Source organism: Arenimonas sp., from assembly GCF_044353605.1.
Classification (GTDB): domain Bacteria; phylum Pseudomonadota; class Gammaproteobacteria; order Xanthomonadales; family Xanthomonadaceae; genus Arenimonas.
The window spans coordinates 1-20,147 of record NZ_JBILBO010000012.1 but is presented as its reverse complement, the minus strand read 5'-3'; the positions used below and the strand labels follow the sequence as shown (position 1 = coordinate 20,147).

16 protein-coding genes are annotated in these 20,147 nt (G+C 52.6%); 2 read left to right on the top strand and 14 right to left on the bottom strand.

What is annotated here, in order from left to right; translation table 11 throughout:
- Positions 1-28 precede the first annotated feature (28 nt).
- Positions 29-1,504: a DUF1254 domain-containing protein gene (locus ACIQ1A_RS07720; RefSeq protein WP_395770486.1), complete on the bottom strand. Its 1,476-nt coding sequence runs from the start codon at positions 1,502-1,504 to the stop codon at positions 29-31.
- A 125-nt stretch (positions 1,505-1,629) separates the two neighbouring features.
- Between ACIQ1A_RS07720 and ACIQ1A_RS07715 the strand changes: the two genes are divergently transcribed.
- A complete protein-coding gene (locus ACIQ1A_RS07715) occupies positions 1,630-2,700 on the top strand; it encodes an AraC family transcriptional regulator (RefSeq protein WP_395770485.1) in 1,071 nt (356 codons plus the stop codon).
- Between the two features lie 18 nt (positions 2,701-2,718).
- Here ACIQ1A_RS07715 and ACIQ1A_RS07710 read toward each other — a convergent pair whose 3' ends face one another.
- From ACIQ1A_RS07710 to ACIQ1A_RS07700, 3 genes are all read right to left on the bottom strand, one after another.
- Positions 2,719-3,453, bottom strand: coding sequence for a hypothetical protein (locus ACIQ1A_RS07710; protein ID WP_395770484.1), 735 nt, complete (start codon positions 3,451-3,453; stop codon positions 2,719-2,721).
- Between the two features lie 40 nt (positions 3,454-3,493).
- Complete coding sequence (locus tag ACIQ1A_RS07705) at positions 3,494-4,792, bottom strand: OprO/OprP family phosphate-selective porin (protein ID WP_395770483.1); 1,299 nt, start codon at positions 4,790-4,792, stop codon at positions 3,494-3,496.
- A gap of 141 nt (positions 4,793-4,933) precedes the next feature.
- Complete coding sequence (locus ACIQ1A_RS07700; protein ID WP_395770482.1) at positions 4,934-6,922, bottom strand: alkyl/aryl-sulfatase; 1,989 nt, start codon at positions 6,920-6,922, stop codon at positions 4,934-4,936.
- A 204-nt stretch (positions 6,923-7,126) separates the two neighbouring features.
- On the opposite strand from ACIQ1A_RS07700, the gene ACIQ1A_RS07695 reads away from it, so the two are divergent.
- Positions 7,127-8,110, top strand: coding sequence for an AraC family transcriptional regulator (locus tag ACIQ1A_RS07695; RefSeq protein ID WP_395770481.1), 984 nt, complete (start codon positions 7,127-7,129; stop codon positions 8,108-8,110).
- A gap of 63 nt (positions 8,111-8,173) precedes the next feature.
- Here the strand turns inward: ACIQ1A_RS07695 and ACIQ1A_RS07690 are convergent, their stop codons facing one another.
- The 10 genes from ACIQ1A_RS07690 to ACIQ1A_RS07645 all read right to left on the bottom strand — a co-directional run bounded on the left by ACIQ1A_RS07690 (position 8,174) and on the right by ACIQ1A_RS07645 (position 19,783).
- Positions 8,174-9,382 carry a hypothetical protein gene (locus tag ACIQ1A_RS07690; protein WP_395770480.1) on the bottom strand — a complete coding sequence of 403 codons (1,209 nt, stop codon included), beginning with the start codon at positions 9,380-9,382 and terminating at the stop codon, positions 8,174-8,176.
- A gap of 104 nt (positions 9,383-9,486) precedes the next feature.
- On the bottom strand, positions 9,487-10,269 hold the full coding sequence (locus ACIQ1A_RS07685; protein ID WP_395770479.1) for a hypothetical protein: 783 nt from the start codon (positions 10,267-10,269) through the stop codon (positions 9,487-9,489).
- Between the two features lie 112 nt (positions 10,270-10,381).
- Entirely contained in the window at positions 10,382-11,386 is a 1,005-nt protein-coding gene (locus ACIQ1A_RS07680; protein ID WP_395770478.1) for an HAD family hydrolase, read from the bottom strand.
- A gap of 26 nt (positions 11,387-11,412) precedes the next feature.
- The gene (locus ACIQ1A_RS07675) at positions 11,413-13,062 is read right to left on the bottom strand and encodes a SulP family inorganic anion transporter (protein WP_395770515.1); all 1,650 of its coding nucleotides are present in this window, start codon (positions 13,060-13,062) and stop codon (positions 11,413-11,415) included.
- A gap of 118 nt (positions 13,063-13,180) precedes the next feature.
- A complete protein-coding gene (locus ACIQ1A_RS07670; RefSeq protein WP_395770477.1) occupies positions 13,181-13,945 on the bottom strand; it encodes a hypothetical protein in 765 nt (254 codons plus the stop codon).
- Between the two features lies 1 nt (position 13,946).
- Positions 13,947-14,384 carry a YidH family protein gene (locus ACIQ1A_RS07665; protein ID WP_395770476.1) on the bottom strand — a complete coding sequence of 146 codons (438 nt, stop codon included), beginning with the start codon at positions 14,382-14,384 and terminating at the stop codon, positions 13,947-13,949.
- A complete protein-coding gene (locus ACIQ1A_RS07660) occupies positions 14,381-15,247 on the bottom strand; it encodes a bile acid:sodium symporter family protein (protein ID WP_395770475.1) in 867 nt (288 codons plus the stop codon). Before ACIQ1A_RS07660 ends, ACIQ1A_RS07665 begins: the two co-directional genes overlap by 4 nt.
- A gap of 44 nt (positions 15,248-15,291) precedes the next feature.
- Positions 15,292-16,554 carry a class I SAM-dependent methyltransferase gene (locus ACIQ1A_RS07655; protein ID WP_395770474.1) on the bottom strand — a complete coding sequence of 421 codons (1,263 nt, stop codon included), beginning with the start codon at positions 16,552-16,554 and terminating at the stop codon, positions 15,292-15,294.
- Positions 16,555-16,721: 167 nt separating this feature from the next.
- Positions 16,722-18,203, bottom strand: a complete 1,482-nt coding sequence (locus tag ACIQ1A_RS07650; protein WP_395770473.1) for an arylsulfatase — start codon at positions 18,201-18,203, stop codon at positions 16,722-16,724.
- Between the two features lie 89 nt (positions 18,204-18,292).
- Complete coding sequence (locus tag ACIQ1A_RS07645; RefSeq protein WP_395770472.1) at positions 18,293-19,783, bottom strand: anaerobic sulfatase maturase; 1,491 nt, start codon at positions 19,781-19,783, stop codon at positions 18,293-18,295.
- Between the last annotated feature and the right edge of the window lie 364 nt (positions 19,784-20,147).

Below are 20,147 nucleotides of genomic sequence, written 5' to 3'. Positions count from 1 at the left end.
CATCGTCCAGCAAGCGTGTACGAGCCACTCAATTCAAGTGCTCAATATCATTGAGCTGCCAGGACTTGTCAAAATAGGACTCAGTCGCAGCATAGAATCGGAAGTATGGAAACCAGCCCTTGCCAGCCGTGGTTTTGATCCAGTTGGTGGCGCCGGCCGGGCGCTCCGGACCAAAATAGACGTCGACCGAGCCATCGGCATTGGTGACCAGATCCGGTTTTCGTGAGCTCAGGTCGGCTGCACCCTGGTCGGTGATCAGCGGTCCGCGGGTCAAGTTGTCATACAGGGTGATGGACCAGAACTGCCGGACTGGTGGGTTCGGCTCCACACGCATCTTGTAGGTTTTTCCACCATCCAGCCAGTTGCCATCCTTGTCCTTCGAGGTTTCCAGGTAGACCTGGCCGAACCCGACGATGCGGCCCTGCATGCCGGTCGACATGCCGATGGCTTCGTAAAACCAGGAGGCGCGCTCGTCGAACTGCACCCGGGTCTGTTCCGGATCTTCCTGATTGAGATCGAACTTGACTGCGTATTCCCATTGTTTTCCGGGATACACGGTCGCGCCTTCGAAGCGTTTTTCATAGGCGATGGTGCGGGCCATAAGCTCGCCGGTCTTGGCGGCCTCGGTGAGGATGCGGGCCTGGCGCGCATCCGGCTTGAATGCCTGACCGGGCGAAATGCCAAGCGCCTTCAGCATGCCGAACATCATGCGGTCGCGCGGGGCCACTGGCTCGTTGGCATACAGCTCGGCCAGCAGACGCCAGTACTCGAGGGTATTCGGCTGCGCCGACTGCCAGTCCTTGCCGCCGACTTCAAGGTATTTGGTTTCCGGGGCATTGGCGCGCTGGCTCCAGGAATAAATGCGGTGCTTGCGCACGGTCGCGTCAGCCACTGCCTTGTCCGGGTCAAGGCCACGGGTGCCGAACCAGACTTGATTGCTCGGGGATTGCACCACATAGTAGCCGTCAGCCGTCACCGGTTCGCTGCCGGGCGGAAGAATGAGGTACTTGCCGCCGGCGCCTTTATCCGGCCCGGTCTGACCCATATCGGTAATCGGCTGCTGCCAGATGTCCAGGACGCCACCGGCGGTCAGGCCGGCAGGCACATCGACCACCATCGGGCCCTGCTTGGCCAGATCCCAGAAACTGAAGGCATACAGGGTGGTGATGTTGGGGGTCAGCATCCCTGCCTTGTCTTTCAGGTCACGGTAGAACACGACATCGCCGTTGGCGGCGCCGAAGGTTTTGCTCTGGGCATCGTAGAGGGCCTTGTAGCCGACCGCCGGCAAGGCCCAGAGATAAGCCTGCGTTGCCCGCTGGTAATCCATCTCGTCGTACAGCTTCTCGGCCGTTTCGCGGCTGGGGTAGCCGTTTTCGAACTGATAGCCGGACGTGGCAGCAACGGTGGACGATCCTCCATCAACCGCGGGCTGTTTTTTGCAGCCGGAAACGGCGGCCACGCCTGCAAAAAATACTGCCGAAACAAGCCATTGATATGTCTTCATAATTTTCTCCTGAAAAATAGATTTATAGGTATTTTTATAGCTTGATGGTAGTCGAGTCTTGCCGTATGGTATTTGCCTTAACGGTCAATTTATTGCCCTTGGCCGCGCCTCCGTAAAGGTAACCCATGTCCAGTGCTCAAACGCTCAAGCCGATGACGTCCACCATGTGGCTACGCTACATGGTGGAAGCCATCAACAGCTCGGGACAGGATGGATTAGATCTGGCCCAGAAGGTCGGCATCGATCTGGATATGCTGCACGTGCCGGAAGGCGCACTTGCCGACCAGCTCTGCTACGATCTTCTCAATGCGGCGGCACTGGAATCCGGAAACCGCGATTTCGGTCTGGCTGCTGCCAACACCTTCAAACCCACCGCGATCGGGGCCCTCGGTTATTCGATGATGACTGCCGAGAACCTGGATGCCGCGTTGAGTCGCTGTACGAATTACATCGGATCGCTCACCAGCGCGACCAGTGCCCGCCTGATCGCTGCGGAAGACGGAAAATGCTTCGAAATCCACTTCCAACATGCCCGACTTCCGGAAGTCCGTCAGGTTCATGAATTCTGTTCTTTGTTTACATTGAACTTCCTGCGCTGGATTACCGGACAGGAACTGCATCCCCTGCGAATTGCATTCACGCACCGCAGCCCGAACCGGCCGGCCATCTACCGACGTTTATTCCGATGTCCGATTTTTTTCGATGCCGAATGCGTCTCGATGCAATTCAGCAAGGCGCAACTGGCGATTCCGCTGCTCACCGCTAACGATTCCCTGGCCTCCATCCATGACCGGTTTGCCGAACAACGCATGCAGCAGTTTGGCGTATCCCCTTATACCCAGCAAGCCCGACGATTGATTGCCAAACTTCTTCCGGATGGAGAGCCGAGCCGGAATGATATCGCGACTCGGCTTAATCTGACCGATCGCACTCTTCAGCGCAGACTTGAAGAGGAAGGCACGCAGTTTTCGGATATCCTCGATGATGTGCGTCAGAACATGGCGCACATCTACCTCGCCAACGAAAATATTTCTCTTCATGAGTCGGCTTGTCTACTGGGCTTTTCTGGTCAAAGCAGTTTTACACGAGCCATCAACCGCTGGTTCAACTGCACGCCGCGCGAGTTGCGTCTTCAGATCAACAAGCGAGGCGGCGATAGAGCTCCAAAAAAAACGGCGCCGAAGCGCCGTTTGTGAAGCAACCGTCTAAAGTAATCAAAAGTTGAAGGTATAGCCGATAACCGGGCCGTGCAGTTGCAGGGAAATCGAGGTGGTTTTTACGGCCAGCTCGGTATCCATGTAGCGATAGCCGAAATTCCAGGCGCCGCCACTCTCGGTTCTGTAGGCAAAAACGATGCTGGTGCTGTAGGTGCCCTCGGTATCACCCCAGGACCCATCAGCACGCAGTGAATAACCCCACTTGTCGCTGATGGTGCCTTTGTAGCGGGCGCCCAGCATGGCATCGCTGAAGGACTGGTCAACGCCGACATTCCAGGTGTTGAGCAGTGCAGCGTTCGGATCGATGTCCACATTAAAATCGACCACGATATGGCGCAGACCGCCGAACACTTCGAGTCCCTGGTTGCGCACTTCGCCCGGCGCCCAGACACCCGCGAGTTCATACACCAGTGCATCGAGATCAGCATCGGACTGAGCGAAACGACCGGTACGATCATCGGCCATCGAAAGATACAGGACATCACCGAACGCACCGAAGTCATCACCCTGGCCTTCCACATGGCCCATGAAAGCCATATCGATTTTGCTGATGATGTTGCTGAAGTCGGTTTCATTGCCGACCGGCGGCGCATCCTCGCGCAAATCGGAGGAAATGGATGCTGCCCAGACATACGGGGTCAGCCCCCAGTCCCAGCCTTCATCGGCGTGTGCATTGGCCAGCGGGGTGCCAGCGAGGACGATGGCGGCAGAGAGCAGATTACGCAGTTTCATAATGGATCCTTGTCAGTTTTTCTAGAGTAGATAGTCGCGCTCAGTATACCCATTGAATGCGGCTGAGCACCGCATCGGTCACGCCGGTCACGCCGTTTTTATCCAACCAGGTACGTCCCCAGCCAATGCCGAATTTCCAGCGCTTAGTGGCCCACCAGTTCAGACCCAGATAGGTTTTCTCAAAAGATCCACCCGCTACCGCGTTGTCATCGAGATCAAGATTGGAGTAGCGCGCGACCAGTTCGGGTGCACCCCATCGGCCGATCGGAATCACGCGCCGGGCATAGCCGACATTGCGGTCGTATGGACGGGTTTCACCCGTAATCACCCAGCTTCCGGTGATGTAATAGCCCTTGAATTCGGGATCATTGCGCGTGGGCGAATCGACGGCGGCATGGTTGTATTCGGCCAGCACCGAGAGCGGGCCGCTGTTCCAGAGGGCTTCGAGACCGTATTGGAAAGCGCCATCGGCCGGCATGTTGCCAGTATCCACATAATAGTCGGTGACATTGGATTCCGGACGACCGCGGTAGCGTAAGGTGCCATCGGCACCCACTTCGCGCAAAGCCAGCCCCAGATGCAGGAACTGCTGCTTTTCGGGCACATCCCAGACCAACCCGGTCACGCGCGCGCTGTAATCCATGCCACGACTGCTGGTCGAATTGATATCCCAGGTGTCATTGAATGCGCCGTAGGACAGCGTCATGGTTTTCTTTTCACCAAACACATGCAGCATCTTCACGCCCATATTGCGCGACACAAAGAACGGACTGAGTACGCGTTCGGAATGTGGCAGATTGGCGGCATCACCGACCATCTCGTAGTTGAAAGGCTCCTTGGTTTTGCCGATGGTCAGTTTGTTGCTCGGTCCGCCGATCGGAAAAGTGAACGACAAATCGGTCAGTTGCCAGGTCTGCTCCGGATTGCTGGCAAAGCCTTTGTATTCACCACCTAACTGGTAACTCACCTTGTAGTCCTTGCCAATCGAGCCGAGGAAAGTCAGGCGTGCACTGCGCACCTGCCACTGGCTGGCCTGATTCCCAACCTGGGCGATGCTGTCATCATCCTGATCGATGTAGGTGAAATCCTCCAGAAGCGCGAGGCTTGGCTTGATGCTGAAGTACTCATTGACCTGATGCATGCCACCATTCGGCTTGGTCTTCAAATCAGGCACCACGTAATCGACCTCAGCCGGTGCCGCCGGTTTGTCGCCTTGGGCGGTACCCACCGGCTCGCTCAGAGATTCGGTGGATTGGGCCACAACGGCGCCCGAGGCCAGCAGCAAGGCGATGGCCAGAGCGGTGCGTTTCGGGAATCGGGATATGGCGATAGGGGTCATGGGCTTTTCCGCATTTTTTCGATTACAGCATTTAATGGAATTGGTGTCTTTACCGGATAGGCCGAATCTTTATCCCTGCATTCGGGTAAAAGTGAAGCCCCTCCGGGAGATTGGAGGGGCTCCAGCCAGCGCAGCATCGTCTCAGGGGGTGACGATGTTGAACCAGAACTTGAAGTTATCCATCGAGCCGATGAAGTCATTGACGACGGCGGTATTGCCCTCGATCTTGGCACTGCCATCGGCGACAGCTTTATCCAGCGTGATATTGCCAAGCTGGATTTCGTTCAATACCGTCTTGCTCATGGTGATAGTGGCATCGGCCCCAGCCACGGCTTTCGGACCATGGTTCAGCACGGAGTTTTCCACACGCAGACCATGGGTTTCACCGACATCAGTGAACACGGCATTGATGGCGTATTTCTTGCCTTCCACTTTTTCCGGGTTCAGACGGACCGCAAAGTAATCGAACAGCATGCTCGGGGTCATGGCGCGGATGGTGTCCGGCGTTGCGGAAGCCGCGGCCTGGACATTCGGAACACCGTTACGCAGTTCGAATGCGCCTTGCAGATAGACCGAGCGCCACGGACCGGATTCGGCCTGATAGCCCAGTTGCTCCAGCGCATCGGCCAGCAGGTTTTTGGCTTCCTGGTTGGCTGGATTGGCGAACACGACATGCTTCATCATTTCGGCGACCCAGCGGTAATCGCTTTCGTTGAAGGATTCACGGCCCTTGCGGATGGCTTCGGCTTCGCCGCCCATGGCTTTTACATAGCGTGGCGCAACCATTTCCGGCGGCAGATTATTCAGATCGGACGGATTGCCGGTGTACCAGCCCATGTAACGCTGATAGACCGCGCGCGAATTGTGACGCAGCGTGCCGTAATAACCGCGCGTGCTCCACTCGTTCTCCAGCGAAGCCGGCAGCTTGATGATTTCCGAGATTTCCTCTCCGGTGTAGCCCATGTTCATCAGGCGCACGGATTGGTCATGAGTGAACTTGTAGATATCGCGCTGCTTGCCGAAGTACGTGATGATGCCATCACGGCCCCACTGCGGCCAGTGGTGACTCTGGAATTTGACCTCAACCTCTTTACCGTATAGGTCGATGGTTTCATCGATATACGACGCCCACTTCAGTGGATCACGGACCAGGGCACCTCGCAAAGTCAGCACATTGTGCATGGTGTTGGTGGTGTTCTCGGCCATCCACAGCGCCTTGAACTGCGGGAACCAGGTATTCATTTCCGCCGGGGCTTCGGTGCCCGGCGTCATCTGGAACACCATTTTCACACCGTCGATCTCGACCACCTGACCGGTCTTAGTAACATCAAGGGTCGGCAGAATCAAACCCACGCTGCCGCTCGACGTGGTCATGCCAAGCCCTCCGTTGACACCACCGCGGGCATTGCGCGGCAACACGGCGCCGTACATGTACACGGCACGGCGACCCATGGCATTGCCGGCGATGACGTTCTCGCTGACGGCATGCTCGGTGAAACCCTCCGGTGCAATGATCTTCACTTTGCCGCTTTTGACGTCGGCCTCGTCGACGATGCCACGGACGCCGCCGTAATGGTCGGCATGGCTGTGACTGTAGACCACGGCATGGACCGGACGCTTGCCCAGATGTTCGCTGACCAGATCGAAGGCGGCCTTGGCGGTCTCCGGTGAAATCAGCGGGTCGAACACGATCCAGCCGGATTTGGTCTTGATGAAAGTGATGTTCGACAAATCGTAACCGCGGACCTGATAGATGCCATCGGTGACCTTGAACAGGCCATTGAGCATGCCCAGCTGGGCGTTGCGCCATAGGCTCGGATTGACGGTGTCCGGTGCTGGCTTGTCGAGGCCGATGAAGGCCTTGTAGGCCTCCATATCCCAAATGACATTGCCTTTGGCATCACGGATGGTCAGGGTTTTCGGGGTGGCGATGAAGCCCTTTTGGGCATTTTCAAAGTCCTGGCGGTCACTGAAGGGCAAGGACTTCAGGACCTGTGCATTGGCCGCCTGAGTCGCAGCGGTGGCGCCTTTGGTCGGGGCCAATCCGGCCTGTCCGAAGGCCGACGAGGTCGCCAGTATGCCTATTACCAATCCAAACAAGGTGTTACGGCGGAATTTAAGTGCGCTCATGAAACCTCCGAAACGGGAATATAAATGTCAGCCTGTCATGCTAACGCTGCCTTTTTCGGTTATCTTTACGTTAATGGACAGGTTTTTGACTTCTGCGACAGGGGTGCCAGTGTCATGACCGTTATGGAATTGAAAGTGACAGAAAACTTAGAGAGTGCCGTCCGACCTACACCGATGACATCGGTAATTTGGGTCCGGAATATTGTGGATGCATTGGATGGTCTGGGTTTGGATGGCATGGGCTTGGCCCGCAAAGCCGGTATCGACCCGGCATTGTTCGGGGTTGTCGAATCCGGCATTCTGGTCAAAGAGATCATCCAGCTCTGGGAGTTGGCGGTGGCCGAATCCGGCGATGGGGCCATCGGCCTGAAGGCCGCTCAGAGCTTCCGTCCATCCTCGATGGATGCCACCGGCTTTGCAATGATGAGCAGCCCCACTCTGTTGTCGGCTCTCGAGCGTGCCGTACGCCATATCGGTGCGTTGACCTCGGCATCCAATGCCAGCCTGCACCGAACGGATTACGGTTACTGCCTGGCCATCAACTTGATGCCGGGTATCATTGATGTTCAAAGACAGAACCATGAGTTCGTGGTGTTAAGTACCCTCAAATTCCTGCGATGGATTGCCGGTCCGGACTTGGTTCCAAGCCGGGTCGAGTTCATGCATCCCAAACCCACCGAATCCACCCTATATGCCGAGGCCTTCGGTAAGCTCCCGGATTTCAACGCGCCGCATCTGGCCCTAAGCTTCTCTGAGGCAGACATAGCCCGACCCTTGGTTTGCGCCAATGCTCAGATGGCAATTCTGCACGACCAAGCAGCCGAGCAACGCATGGCGCAGCTCGGGTCTGCCTACAATACCTTGATGGTCCGCCAGTTCATCGTTCAAGGGCTTCTCGATGGCGAGCCGACACGCGATGCCATCGCAGGCAAGATGGGCATCAGCTCACGAACTCTGCAACGCCGCCTGCAGGATGAAGGACAGACCTTTCATGAAATTCTCGATGATGTCCGGCACAACCTGGCCAACCGTTATCTCGGCAACGATAAGTTTTCACTGTCTGATGTCGCGCATCTGCTCGGCTTCTCCGATCAAAGCAGTTTCACACGCGCTGCCCACCGCTGGTTCGATGAATCCCCGAGTCGGATCCGCGCCAAATTGACCGGGCGCGACAGTTTGACGAAGTAAGCCCGCCATCACGGGCAGGATCTGTGCTTCCGCTTGTTGTTCTCTAATGCCCGAGAATCAGGCTCATAAAAGGATATTGACCAGTTTTCTCAAAAACTCATCCAGTGGCATTAATGTGAAAACTAAAGGCAACAAAGGCAGCAATGTCCAGCCCATCAATTGCAATAGTGAATCCTTTCCAATGGGGATGAATCGCATGGTGTCGACCACTTCATAGCCATTACCTAGGTCCGCGAGCGACTGTATATCGGCACTGCCTATAAATGGCTCATCGGCTGGCGCACCCCCACGCAACCATTTGCTGTCGTATTGACGGGCATATTTGTGCGCCAAATCGCCGTACTCAAGCCTGCCGATTCGTTTTGCAGCGGAGAGCTGACACGAAAACAGAAAAAGAGGTGCAACGAATAGCATGAGTACGAATCCAAGCATAATTGCAATTTCAAGTTTGAAATCTGTCAAAGATGCGCCGCTGAAAAATATGCGATTTGATATCACCGCTGACAATAATGCACCATGAGCTGCCGCCAGGAACGTAAAGGCATATACGCTGTGAGTCACAAATCCAAGTCCGCCGAAACGATCCGGATGGGCAGGAACCAGCCGCAATTTAATGCGTGAAACTTGCCATAGAAAACGTATCCATATGAATAAGCGGTAATACCAACGAATCAACAGGAACTGGAAGAAAGGCAGGCTGAATAGAACAAACCAATAACCGGCAATATTGAGTGTCCGTTCGCCATGTTGAAACGTTGCGTACCAAGCATCGCCCTCCAATCCAATGAAATGCTTCCAAACCACTAGAATTCCGACCAGATATACCAAAACAATCAAGCATAATTCGGCACTGATTGAATTACGCATTTTGAGCGCCGAAGTGACGGCTGTTCTGAATTTTTCCATATCCTGTTCAGGAATCAGATCCCTTCCCAGGAAACTGCTCAGGATTAAGCGCAGCCGTTCATGCACATACAGCTCCGCCAAAATAAGTAATGGCATGGCAATCAGAAACCGGATATGCACTTCAATATCCAATAGAAACGGCAATGCCGTGCCGCTTTGAAACTTTCCTTCAAATGCAGACAATATCAGCAATGGCAACCAAGCCAATAATGGCAGAACAATCAGCCGTCTTGTTAACAAGCGCATATCATCATCGGCAAGACGTGAACGCCTCAGCAGCTGAAACAATGGGCCTCCCAGAACCAAAGAGAAGTCACTGGCAGAGTCTTTGCGCTCTATAGCACCCTTCGCATTTGCTTCATTCATAGATACCTCATCTGCTGTGTGCTCAACTTGCTGAAGAAAATTATTCCCACGAATATTTCTGTCGTCATATCGAAATTTTTTTGATGTTTGAAGCATGGCTCTTTTTAGAAACCTAACACCTTATAGCCCACTTCCATTCCCCATGCGCTGGGTTTATCATCGCCGGCGAATACTGACGGTTTAAAGAACAAGATACCATTACCGCCGAATTGTGGGCCAAGCACTCGACCAAAGGTGATTGCTAAGCTAGCGAATTGCTTATCGTTTTCCCAATCAAAATTCAGTGCCGGATCGTAGGTAATTAAATTTTTCGGATTCCTGAGTTTAGGCACATAGTAAAAATCAACTGTGGTGGAATTCACATCGGCCCGATTATCGTCGCCCCACAGACTATTGCTTTGTACTACAGCCGGCGCAAAAATATTTCCGCCTTTCAAGAATTTTGCATAGATAAAGGTGCCTTTGAATACATTCTGCCCGGTGCCCAGCTCTGGCCGTTGCGCGGTATCAAATACCATTTCGCCTTTGGCCACAAAAGCACCTTTTTCGCTCAAACCAAAGACATGCGCAACCTCTAAGGAAAAATCACCGATGTTATAGCTGTCATTCCCAAATATATCTACAGCTGCGACCGGGAGGCGTGCGCGTATATTCCACCTCTCGCCACCGAATGGCTGGGTATAGCTCAAGCGCAGCGTTGAGCTACCAAAACCGCCGTTCAAATCTAAATACTCGTATTTAGCTTCAGCAATGGTCAGGAATTTGGTAGGATCGGTACCGTTATCAACAGCGGCTGGAGCGGAATCCGCAGTCTCTTGCGCAGCGGTTACGGTACAAACAAACAAACTTGCGCTAATAATAAGAGCGGATATTTTTGCTTTGTTCATTGGCAATCCTTTGTAGTTTTTATTAACTCAATACACCCATTTTACGCGTGTAAACACGGCATCTGTGACGCCAGCTTCGCCATCGCTATGATGCCAACAAGCACCCACACGCTTACTTATCCACCGCTGGATAAATTACTTTCCAATCTTTTTTCATGTCTACAACCGTCCAGCCATTTGCATTCGCCTCGTCTAAGCCTTGACCAAGCTGGCCGATATGCGATTTTCGATCATATGCCCACTCTCTCTCAGCATCGGTGTGGTGCACATACAGGGCGAAACGCCGGCCTTTACCGGCAGCCGTCCATTGCAGCATCTGCAGATCGCCATCGGAATTGCCGAAGGCAGCCACCGGCCGGCGACCGATATGCTGATTGATTCCGACCGGCTTGCCTTCCTTGTCATCGATGAAGTTCAATTCAGGCAGGCGCATCAGCACAGGAACGCCATCGCGCATCTCGAACTTGGTTTTGATGCTGCTGCCGACGACCTGTTCCGGAGGAATCCCATAAACAGCCTCTGTCCAGGGACGCATAAACTCGATGCCGCCGCCTGAGACGATATAGGTTTTGTACCCGTTGGCGCGCAGATAATCAAGCACCTCTAGCATCGGCTGGTAGACCATCTCGGTGAAAAGCCGGCCGGTTTCTGGATGTTTCGCCGTCCTCGTCCAGTCGCGAACGATGCCTTCGAATTCCTCGGCACTCATACCGGCATGGGTGGCCATGGCCATTTCCATCAAAGCATGTTCGCCACCGGCGAGCGCAGCTTTCGCGTCTCCGCGCAGAACCGATGCAAACGGTTCCTTGGTTTTCCACTCCGGGTGCTCTGATGCCAGCTCCTTGATGCGGTCGAAAATGAAGAAAGCCTGGAAGTACATCGGCTGTTCCGACCAGAGTGTGCCATCGTTGTCGAACACGGCAACCCGCTCGGCAACTGGCACGAAATCCGGACTTCCCTTACGGGTGGTGTCCTTCACGAAATCTACGATGGACTGCTTGGCGGCACCATCGCGCCAGGATGGCAATGGATCCGAAGCACTGACTAATATTGGCGATATACATAATCCGATAAATAGTATTGGCTTGCTAAAATATTTAGATAAATAATTTTTCATTGCCATCCTTAAACTTAATCGAAAGATCAATACTGTTTATTCTTGCTTACTTCAAACGCTTTCACTGCGTCACTGAACGTTGTAAACATCGAAGCTTTACCGATTTGCTCTTGAGCCCCGCTTCGCTCAAGCATGTCGATGACACGCTTATGAGCTCCCGCGAATATGAGTCTTACCCCTTTTGCATCTAATTCTTCAGCAAGTGCTGCAATGGTATCCGCCCCTGTGCTGTCGAGATACGCAATTGGCGCGCCATCAATCACCAACCAGAGAGCGTCAGGATTGGCCACAACGGTTTCAAGAGCACGCCGCCGAAAGTAGGCAGCGTTAAAAAAGATGATGGATGCATTGAAGCGGTACAACAATAGTCCGGGAATACTAGTAGCATTTTCATGACTGCTTATATTCTGATAGCCCGACATTCCAGGAACAATACCCAGCAATCCATCGGGCGGGCGTGAGGAGCGGGCAAGCAATACAAGTAACGATAGCGCAACCGCAATGATGATTCCTTGTAGTGCGCCAAATATAACCACACCGAGCATCGCCGAAAGGCATACTGCAAACTCACCATCACCAATTCGGTGGAAGCGAACAATTGCCTTCCAATCGAAAAGTCCCCACGCCGCAGATATTAGCACTGCGCCAAGTCCACACACTGGCAAGTATTGCAGTGGTTCGGTAAGAAACAACAAAATCAGCACTATCGAAAAAGCAGCAATGATTCCCGTTAACTGGCTCTTACCGCCAGCAAAATCGTTCATTGCCGTTCGTGAATCAGCCCCTGTAACTGCAAAGCCTTGCGAGAAGCCAGCAGAAATATTACATGCTCCAAGCGCTACGAACTCGCGATCAACATCAATCTCGTAATGGTTACGTGCGGCGAAGCTTCGCGCCGTAACCATGCCACTTGTGAAGCTGACCAGAGCCAGACCTACTGCACCCATCAATAAATCAGGAAGTAATTCTGTTGGAATCATTGGCCACTTCAGCGCTGGTAGCCCTGCGGGCACTTCACCGATTGTGACAACGCCTTGTAAATCGAGTCGCAAAACCGTTACTAATGCAACTGAGGCGACAAGTGCAATCAGTGGCGCCGGCAGCTTCGGCAAGTAGCGCCGCAGTAATATCAAAATAGCAAACGTTGCGGCGCCCAAAGCAAGCGTTGGCAAGTGCGTTTCCGGCAGTTTTTGGACAAATTCGATAAGCCGAGGAATGATGCGTCCCGTCTCGATGGAAAAACCGAATACATTGCCAACCTGACCGAGAAATATACTGATTGCAATACCATTGAGAAAGCCAACCAATACCGGCCTACCAAGAAAATCTGCCAGAAATCCGAACCGTAATAAACCAGCCACTATACATATAATGCCGGTAACTATAGCGAGCGCAGAAGCGAGTGCCACATACAAATCTTGGTTCATCCCGGCAAGCGGCGCAACAATGGCGGCTACCATTGCGCAAGTCGCTGCGTCTGGGTTAACAATTAGCTGACGTGATGTACCGAAGATGGCATACGCAAGCAGCGGCAGAATCGCGGCGTACAATCCTATTACTGGCGGGAACCCAGCCAGTTGTGCATAGGCAATGGCCGTTGGTAATGCAACGGCCGTTACCGAAAGCCCCGCAACAAAATCAGCTCCAAACCACTTCGGCTTGTAGTCCATGAGCATAGCAATGCCAGGAGCAAAACGCTGAAGTTTTCCTATCGTCACAGGCTGCCTTTTCTCAATTGGTTTTCATTGATTACAACGTCGCTTAACCTCAACAATAGGTCTAAATCACTCATGGTCACCTAAATGATAACAACAGTAATCCATACAGAAGGCCGCCCACCGCAAACCAAACGAATCGGCCATCTTTGTTTGCAGGCAACTCCATCATGCTATTGATCATTATCACGCCACCTGCAAGGAAGGCCGTCAGCATTGCCAGACTGGTTTCCGGAAGCGTTGTCATCACGCCAATGAACCACCCCAGGAAGACTCCAAATGCAAGTATCCAACGGCCATATCGCTGGTAAACCTCGGCATGTTCTTCAATTAAACCATGCGCCATCACGAGAAAATGTCCGCCAAAGGCGAAGGCAAACAAGGCGATGCTTGTGATTGAAGAATCCGTTGTGCGAACCAACAAATATGACATCAAGCCGATATAGAAAAAGAGGCCGGCCATATGCACGAGGAAGGATTTGCTGATCATCACTTCGCCGGCATTCTCAATTTTTCCATTATCGAAACCAGACAAATGCAACCGAAGTCTTTCGTTTCCTAAAAACGCTAAAAACCCGATTAATGCCAGGTAATAAATCAGCAAGCCGTCAAAAGGGGTTGCCATTGATTCAGATTCTGCAATTGTTTCGCGGGCTTCGTGCAGCTCGGGCATCATGTGCATGAAGACGTATGCGATTGACATGCCGGTAGTAAATGACTCGATGCTGCGATGATTGTTGGTAAACAATCGCAATACATGGACATGCTCGCCATATACAAAGATCAGAATAAATAGCAAAGCCGCCGGAGCAGTTATAAGGAGCAAGTTAAGATCTAGATTCATCTCAGAGGACCCTTGTGAGAATGCCGACAAATGCAGTGATACCCAGTGCCGACCAAATCAAAGCCATAACAAACGACGGGGATATCCGGCTAATCCGTTGACCACCACTCAGCCCGCCGATGCGTTGCCAATATTCAATGGTTCCCGTGATGATTGATAGCGAACCCAGTGCAATCAGTAATAATCCGGCATTTTTCGGGCTCAAGCCATCAGGATGGACTTTGCCGGCTTCCTGAAACCCCTCAAGGAGTTTATAAATGGTGAAGCCAAAGCTGATCATTGAAAGCCCTGTCCTCACCCAGGCCATTAATGAGCGATCAGCCGCCATAACGGTACGATCGGTAGCCAGGTCGGTACGGACTTCGGCCAGTTGATTGGCGCTTAAAGGCTCGCCGCTTTGGGCAGGGGGGGTGGTATTCGTTTGATTACTTTGCATCATGCTGCTCCTCTTGATGCCATTTTACCCCGCCATGTCATATACAACATGGCAATGACAATGAAACTGATTATGCAGGGCGCCATAACCGGCAAGGCCTGCTGCGGGCTGTAATTGCTAGCTGCAATGGTAAGGGCCAACACAGGATGCCGTACGCCGCATTCGACCGCAAGAATGGTTTTCTCACTTGCAATAGAAGGGCCGAAAAAATGACCGAGCGCCAAACCCGTCATGCTGACCAAGGCAATCACGACATAGGACCATGCGTCCATCTTCAGCAGCGTTGGATAAAGCGCCGCTATTGCAGCAACGGCTACTACGAGAATTCCGATTGCGCCGATTTTTCCGATGACCGGTGCCAACTTATCAGCAACTGCCGGAAAGAATACACGAAAAGCCAAACCCAACAGCACAGGAATGAGAATGGTTCGCGCAAGAATCCACGCCATTACGCCGATATCGACTTCGGATTTGAAGTCCAGCGCCAATGATAACAAATAAAGTGTTGCCGGCACTGTAACGAAAGCCAACAATGCCAAGCTCAGATGCAGGCTAGCCATGAATTCCGCACTTCCACCGCCTTTTTTGGTGGCAGATTTAAGCATTAGCGGCGCCGGCGGACAGGACACCAAAATCGCCAGTCCGATAGCAACGCCTTGCGATGGCTTGAGGAATAATATTAGCCCGATGGCAGCAAGCGGGACCAACACTAATATTGCAAAAAGCGATCGAAACATTAATCCCGGCCGATCCCGAAAATACGTCGCGACACGACTTGGGGAAATACCGAGCCCTTGAGTAAATACGATCAATGCCACCGATAACGGTGCGACAATTTTTAGAATTTCTAGAATAATCTCTTTCATTTAATGCTTCCTGTCTGAGCTATTGTTTGAACTTCTGCATCAAATCAAGCAGTCGCTTTGGATTGATAAAATACGATCTGATCCCAGTGCCAAAGCCGCTCGAAGAATCGGCATGAAGAATCTGTTGGCAATGGTGAATCTGAATTTTTACTGATGATATTGCCAACACTCGCATTGCCATCGATGCCATCAAAGAGCTTTTTTTCTGCAGCATTCAAAATCAGCACTAGATCCTTAAATGTATGGCTTTGGTTAATCAACACCGCAGCCGCGCCATGCGGCAGGTTCTCCTGAATGCATATTGTGTCAGCACGCCGAACAGGTATGTAGCGGTAACAGTCTTCACCGCTAAAATCGGGCCGCTGCAAACCTCCGGGCCCGTCGTTACGATAAGCAACTACACTGTGGGTTAGCATGGTACCGCGGAAAAGCTCGGCTGCAGCATATTGTCCGGCTTTTGAAAGCGCTGCCAGCCTGGATGCCTGTGGAATTTTTTCCATTACACCGCAACACGATTCATAAGCGGCTTGATTGATCCAGCGCCCGAATGTCATGCCGCCGTTTTCGAGGAATTCGAATAATTGTGGTACCGAATAGGCGCGGTCCTGCGGATGCAACAATGCATCGGCTAACGCAGCTGGATTACGGAAATCCGGCGCTTCGCGCAGCAAGTTTTGCAAAGGGTGTGTGAGCGGCAACAATTGCAGCGCCGCAACGAGATCACGAATGCCTTCATCGTTTGCCTCAATGCCCAGTCGTCGGCAGAACTCCTGCAACATATAAATGCCGGTGCGGCCATATGGCGCATACAGCATCAGATGCATAGCACCATCAATCTTGAGTACGTTGCGAAGCGCTTTCAGCCCAGCATCAGGGTCGGCAAGATGATGCAGCACTCCGGTGCAAACGATTTGGTCGAATTGCATGCCCAGTTCACCGACACGCTCAATAGGCAACTGGTGCAACTCAAGATTGTCCAATTGGTATTTACGCTTCAGTTGGGAGGATTTATCAATACTGTTGGCACTGAAATCGATTCCGACAATTTTGGCATCAGGCCAACGTATGGCATGCTTTGCCGCCTGCGAGGTGCCGCAGCCTGCAATTAAAATGCTCCGGTTTTCGCGATAAGGTTCCGAAGGCCAGAACAGATGGTAATCCGCACGTTTCTTCTGCGGGTGCTGCCAGCTCGCACGATATCTATCAAGATTCTCAACTGGTGGCGGATACGGATAACGCTCGTAAAAATCCTTTACGACAGGTGCCATATCCGACATGGGTAAGCATGAATCTTTTTGATGGCTCATGGAATTCAGTCGTCTGCCGGAATCTTATTCATCGATGGCGTCACATTTGATGGCTGTTTAAAACTTCCAGCACTTTAAAAAAATCCCCCGGCAAACGTTCGGCCTACCGGGGGACATTTTCTACACTTTCACGCTAAACAACGGCGCTACAAAAGGCCTGCTCGAACTCAGCCTTTCTGCCCCGACGCAAGCGATTCGAGCACCATATCCAGAGAGAAACTACCGACCTTCTGGCTCGGCGGAAACTCTTTGAAGGTGGCGATGTATTTCGCGATATAGTCCTGCGCCGGAACGAACATGAACACGCGGTCAAGACGCCAGTGATCGTAGTCCATAGCAACTTTATCGGCAATCTCGAACGGATCGGTGCGCAGGTTGAACAGCTTGGGCACGCGAAGCTGCACGAAGGGTTCGGCCCAGACCGCAAAGCCGTGCTCGCGTTGCTCCTGGAATACAATTTTCCATTGGTTGTAACGCAAGGCAACCAGCGAACCGTCGTCGTTCCAATAGAAGAATTCCTTTCGTGGGTTTTCGACCTTGCCTGCCAACGCATCAAGCTGGTTATAACCATCAATATGAACCTTGAAGGTCTTGTCTCCAACTTTCATTCCCTTCAACAACTGCTCTTTCACGTCAGGCACACCAGCCGCCGCCAAGATGGTCGGCAGCATGTCTTCATGCGAGAAGATGTCGTTATTGATGGTGCCGGGCTTGATCACACCAGGCCAACGCAGGAAGCAGGGAACCCGATAACCGCCTTCCCAGTTTTCGTTCTTCTCGCCGCGGAACGGCGTGGTGCCGCCATCAGGCCAAGTGAAGCATTCGGCGCCGTTGTCGGTCGAATACATCACGATGGTGTTGTCGTCCAAGCCCAATTCTTTCAGCTTATTGAGAATCTGGCCTACATGACCATCATGCTCAACCATGCCGTCCGGGTAGGTACCTAGGCCGGTAACGCCTCTGGACTCTTCCTTCAGGTGGGTAAAGATATGCATGCGGGTGGAGTTCCACCACAGGAAGAACGGCTTGTCGGATTTTGCTGCTTTTTCCAGGTAGTCGAGCGTGAAGGCGGTGACTTCCTCATCAATCGTCTCCATGCGCTTCTTGTTAAGCGGCCCGGTACTTTCGATGCGCTGCGTGCCGTCTGGATTGGCCCAGCAATGGATAACGCCACGCGTGGCATACTTCTTGATCATTTCCGGATCTTTGAAGTAGTCCTCGCACTCGGGTTCCTGCTCGGCGTTCAGGTGGTAGAGTGAGCCGAAGAATTCGTCAAAACCGTGCGCGGTTGGCAGCGTTTCATCGGCATCACCAAGATGGTTTTTGCCGAACTGGGCGGTCATGTAGCCTTGCGCCTTGAGCAATTCAGCAATGGTGACATCACGCGCCTGCAGGCCTTCTTTGGCGCCAGGCAAACCAACTTTCAGCATGCCGGTGCGGAAGCCGGATTGACCGGTCAGGAAACATGCGCGGCCAGCGGTGCAGCTTTGCTGTCCGTACCAGTCGGTAAACATTGCGCCGTCTTTCGCGATGCTGTCGATGTTGGGTGTTTTGTATCCCATCATGCCGTGGTTGTTGGCGCTGATGTTGAACCAACCGATGTCGTCGCCCCAAAGGATTAGAAAATTGGGTTTCTTCTGTGCTGCCATAGTGAATCTCCTTATTGATTGAACTAAGTGGAATCGCTTACCCATGAGAGGACTGGATTAGCAACGGGGTGAAAATAGGTGTAGCGGTGTTAACTACTGTCTGTGACGGTGAGACTGGGTATTGCACGTGGAACACTATCGGCTTGGACGGATGACAGTTGTGGCGACGTCGCCGCTGCGCCGACAGGGCCCACACCGCTAAATAGCATACTTGCCGACTTATCTCCATGACAGAAACGGAACTTTCTGCCGCTACCACACGCACAAAGCGCATAAGGACCTCGGCGTTCGTCTTGAACGGCAATGGTTTCCATAATATCGGCGGGGGCATGGCCTTGCTTCAGCAATTGCACCATCACATTAAACGTTGGGCCGACATGCATGAAAAACTTTTCAAGGCCGGCGCACAAATAATTATGCCCTTCTTCACCATCTTTGGATAACGCAAACCGATCCTTCGGACAGCCGCCATTGCACCAATTGCGAACCTTGCAATTCTGGCATTGCTTGGTGAGTGTGTCTCGCTTGTCCATACCAAATTTACGCTGCTCGGGCGACGCCACCAGCGCCGCCATATGCGTTTTATGGATATTACCCAAAAGGTATTTTGGCTCGACGAAATGATCACAGGAATACAGGTCGCCGTTGTGCTCGAGCGCAGGCCCATAACCGCAGGTTGGCGCATGAATGCATAGCAAATGACGACCAAAAAAGGCCTCCAGCGTCACATCAAACAACTGGACGAATACCTGCCCAACATCACGGCGCAACCATTCCTCGAAGATATCGATCAGAAAGTTGCCGTATTGCTCGCTGCCAACCGTACGCTCGGTAACCAGATTTCCGGTTTGCGTATAAAGTACGCGCTTCTTTCCTGGCCCTTCACTCCAACCCTTGTTGGCGATATCCAGCGTATCCTGGCTGGCTCGTTCAATGATCGGAATAAATTGAATCCACTTGGCGCCCAGCTCGTCGCGAAAGAACCGATATACATCACGGCCATGTTTCTCGTTGGCGGCATTGACCGTGCACAGAATATTGAAATCAACATCGTGTTTCTTCAGATAGCTCCAGCCGCGCATCACCAGATCAAAGGTGCCTTTGCCGCGCCGGTCCAGCCGGTAGGTATCGTGCAGTTCGCGCGGTCCATCAACGCTCAGACCGACCAGAAAATTATGTTCTTTGAAAAACAAGCACCATTCATCGTCAATCAACAGACCATTGGTCTGGAACGTATGCTGCACAACCTGATCCGGACGGCGGTATTTCTCAACCAATTCAATGGATTTCCTGAAGAACTCCAGTTTCATTAAGGTCGGCTCTCCGCCCTGCCAAGCAACCGTGACATTTGGCGTGCGGTGTGATTCCAATAATTGACGTATGTAGGCTTCAAGCGTTGAGACCGGCATCCGGCTTTTGTCGTTCGGATACAAGGCCTCTTTGGATAGGAAGAAACAATAGGTGCAATCGATATTGCAGGTGGACCCGCTCGGTTTGGCCAGCAAATGAAAGCCCGGGGGCGAGTCCGAGTCAGTCAACAAAGGCATTTCAGGAAGTTGTTGCGATGGACTTGTATTCATTTTCACTAACTTCACGAAGTAATTAGGCTGACATTTACACTTATCTTTCAATAAATCAAATGCAAGCGCCGCTTAGGCAGGACACCGAGCCGGGCGCAGAACTGGCATTAACCAACCACACCACGATAGGCAATTCATGCCTGCAGGTCTTTGCCTTGGTGGACAGCCAATTGACTTTGGCTACCACCTCCATTAGCTAGCGCTTATTTCATCTGCAATTCCATCCGGACTTTGCCATCCTGGGCTTTCAATTGGGCATTGGTGGACAGAAACACCCGCGTTGGATCGAGCGTGCCGTCCTTCAGCAGCGCATCCTGCACCGCTTCGCCGCGGGCGGCACCCAAGACGACCAGTTCGGCGGCAG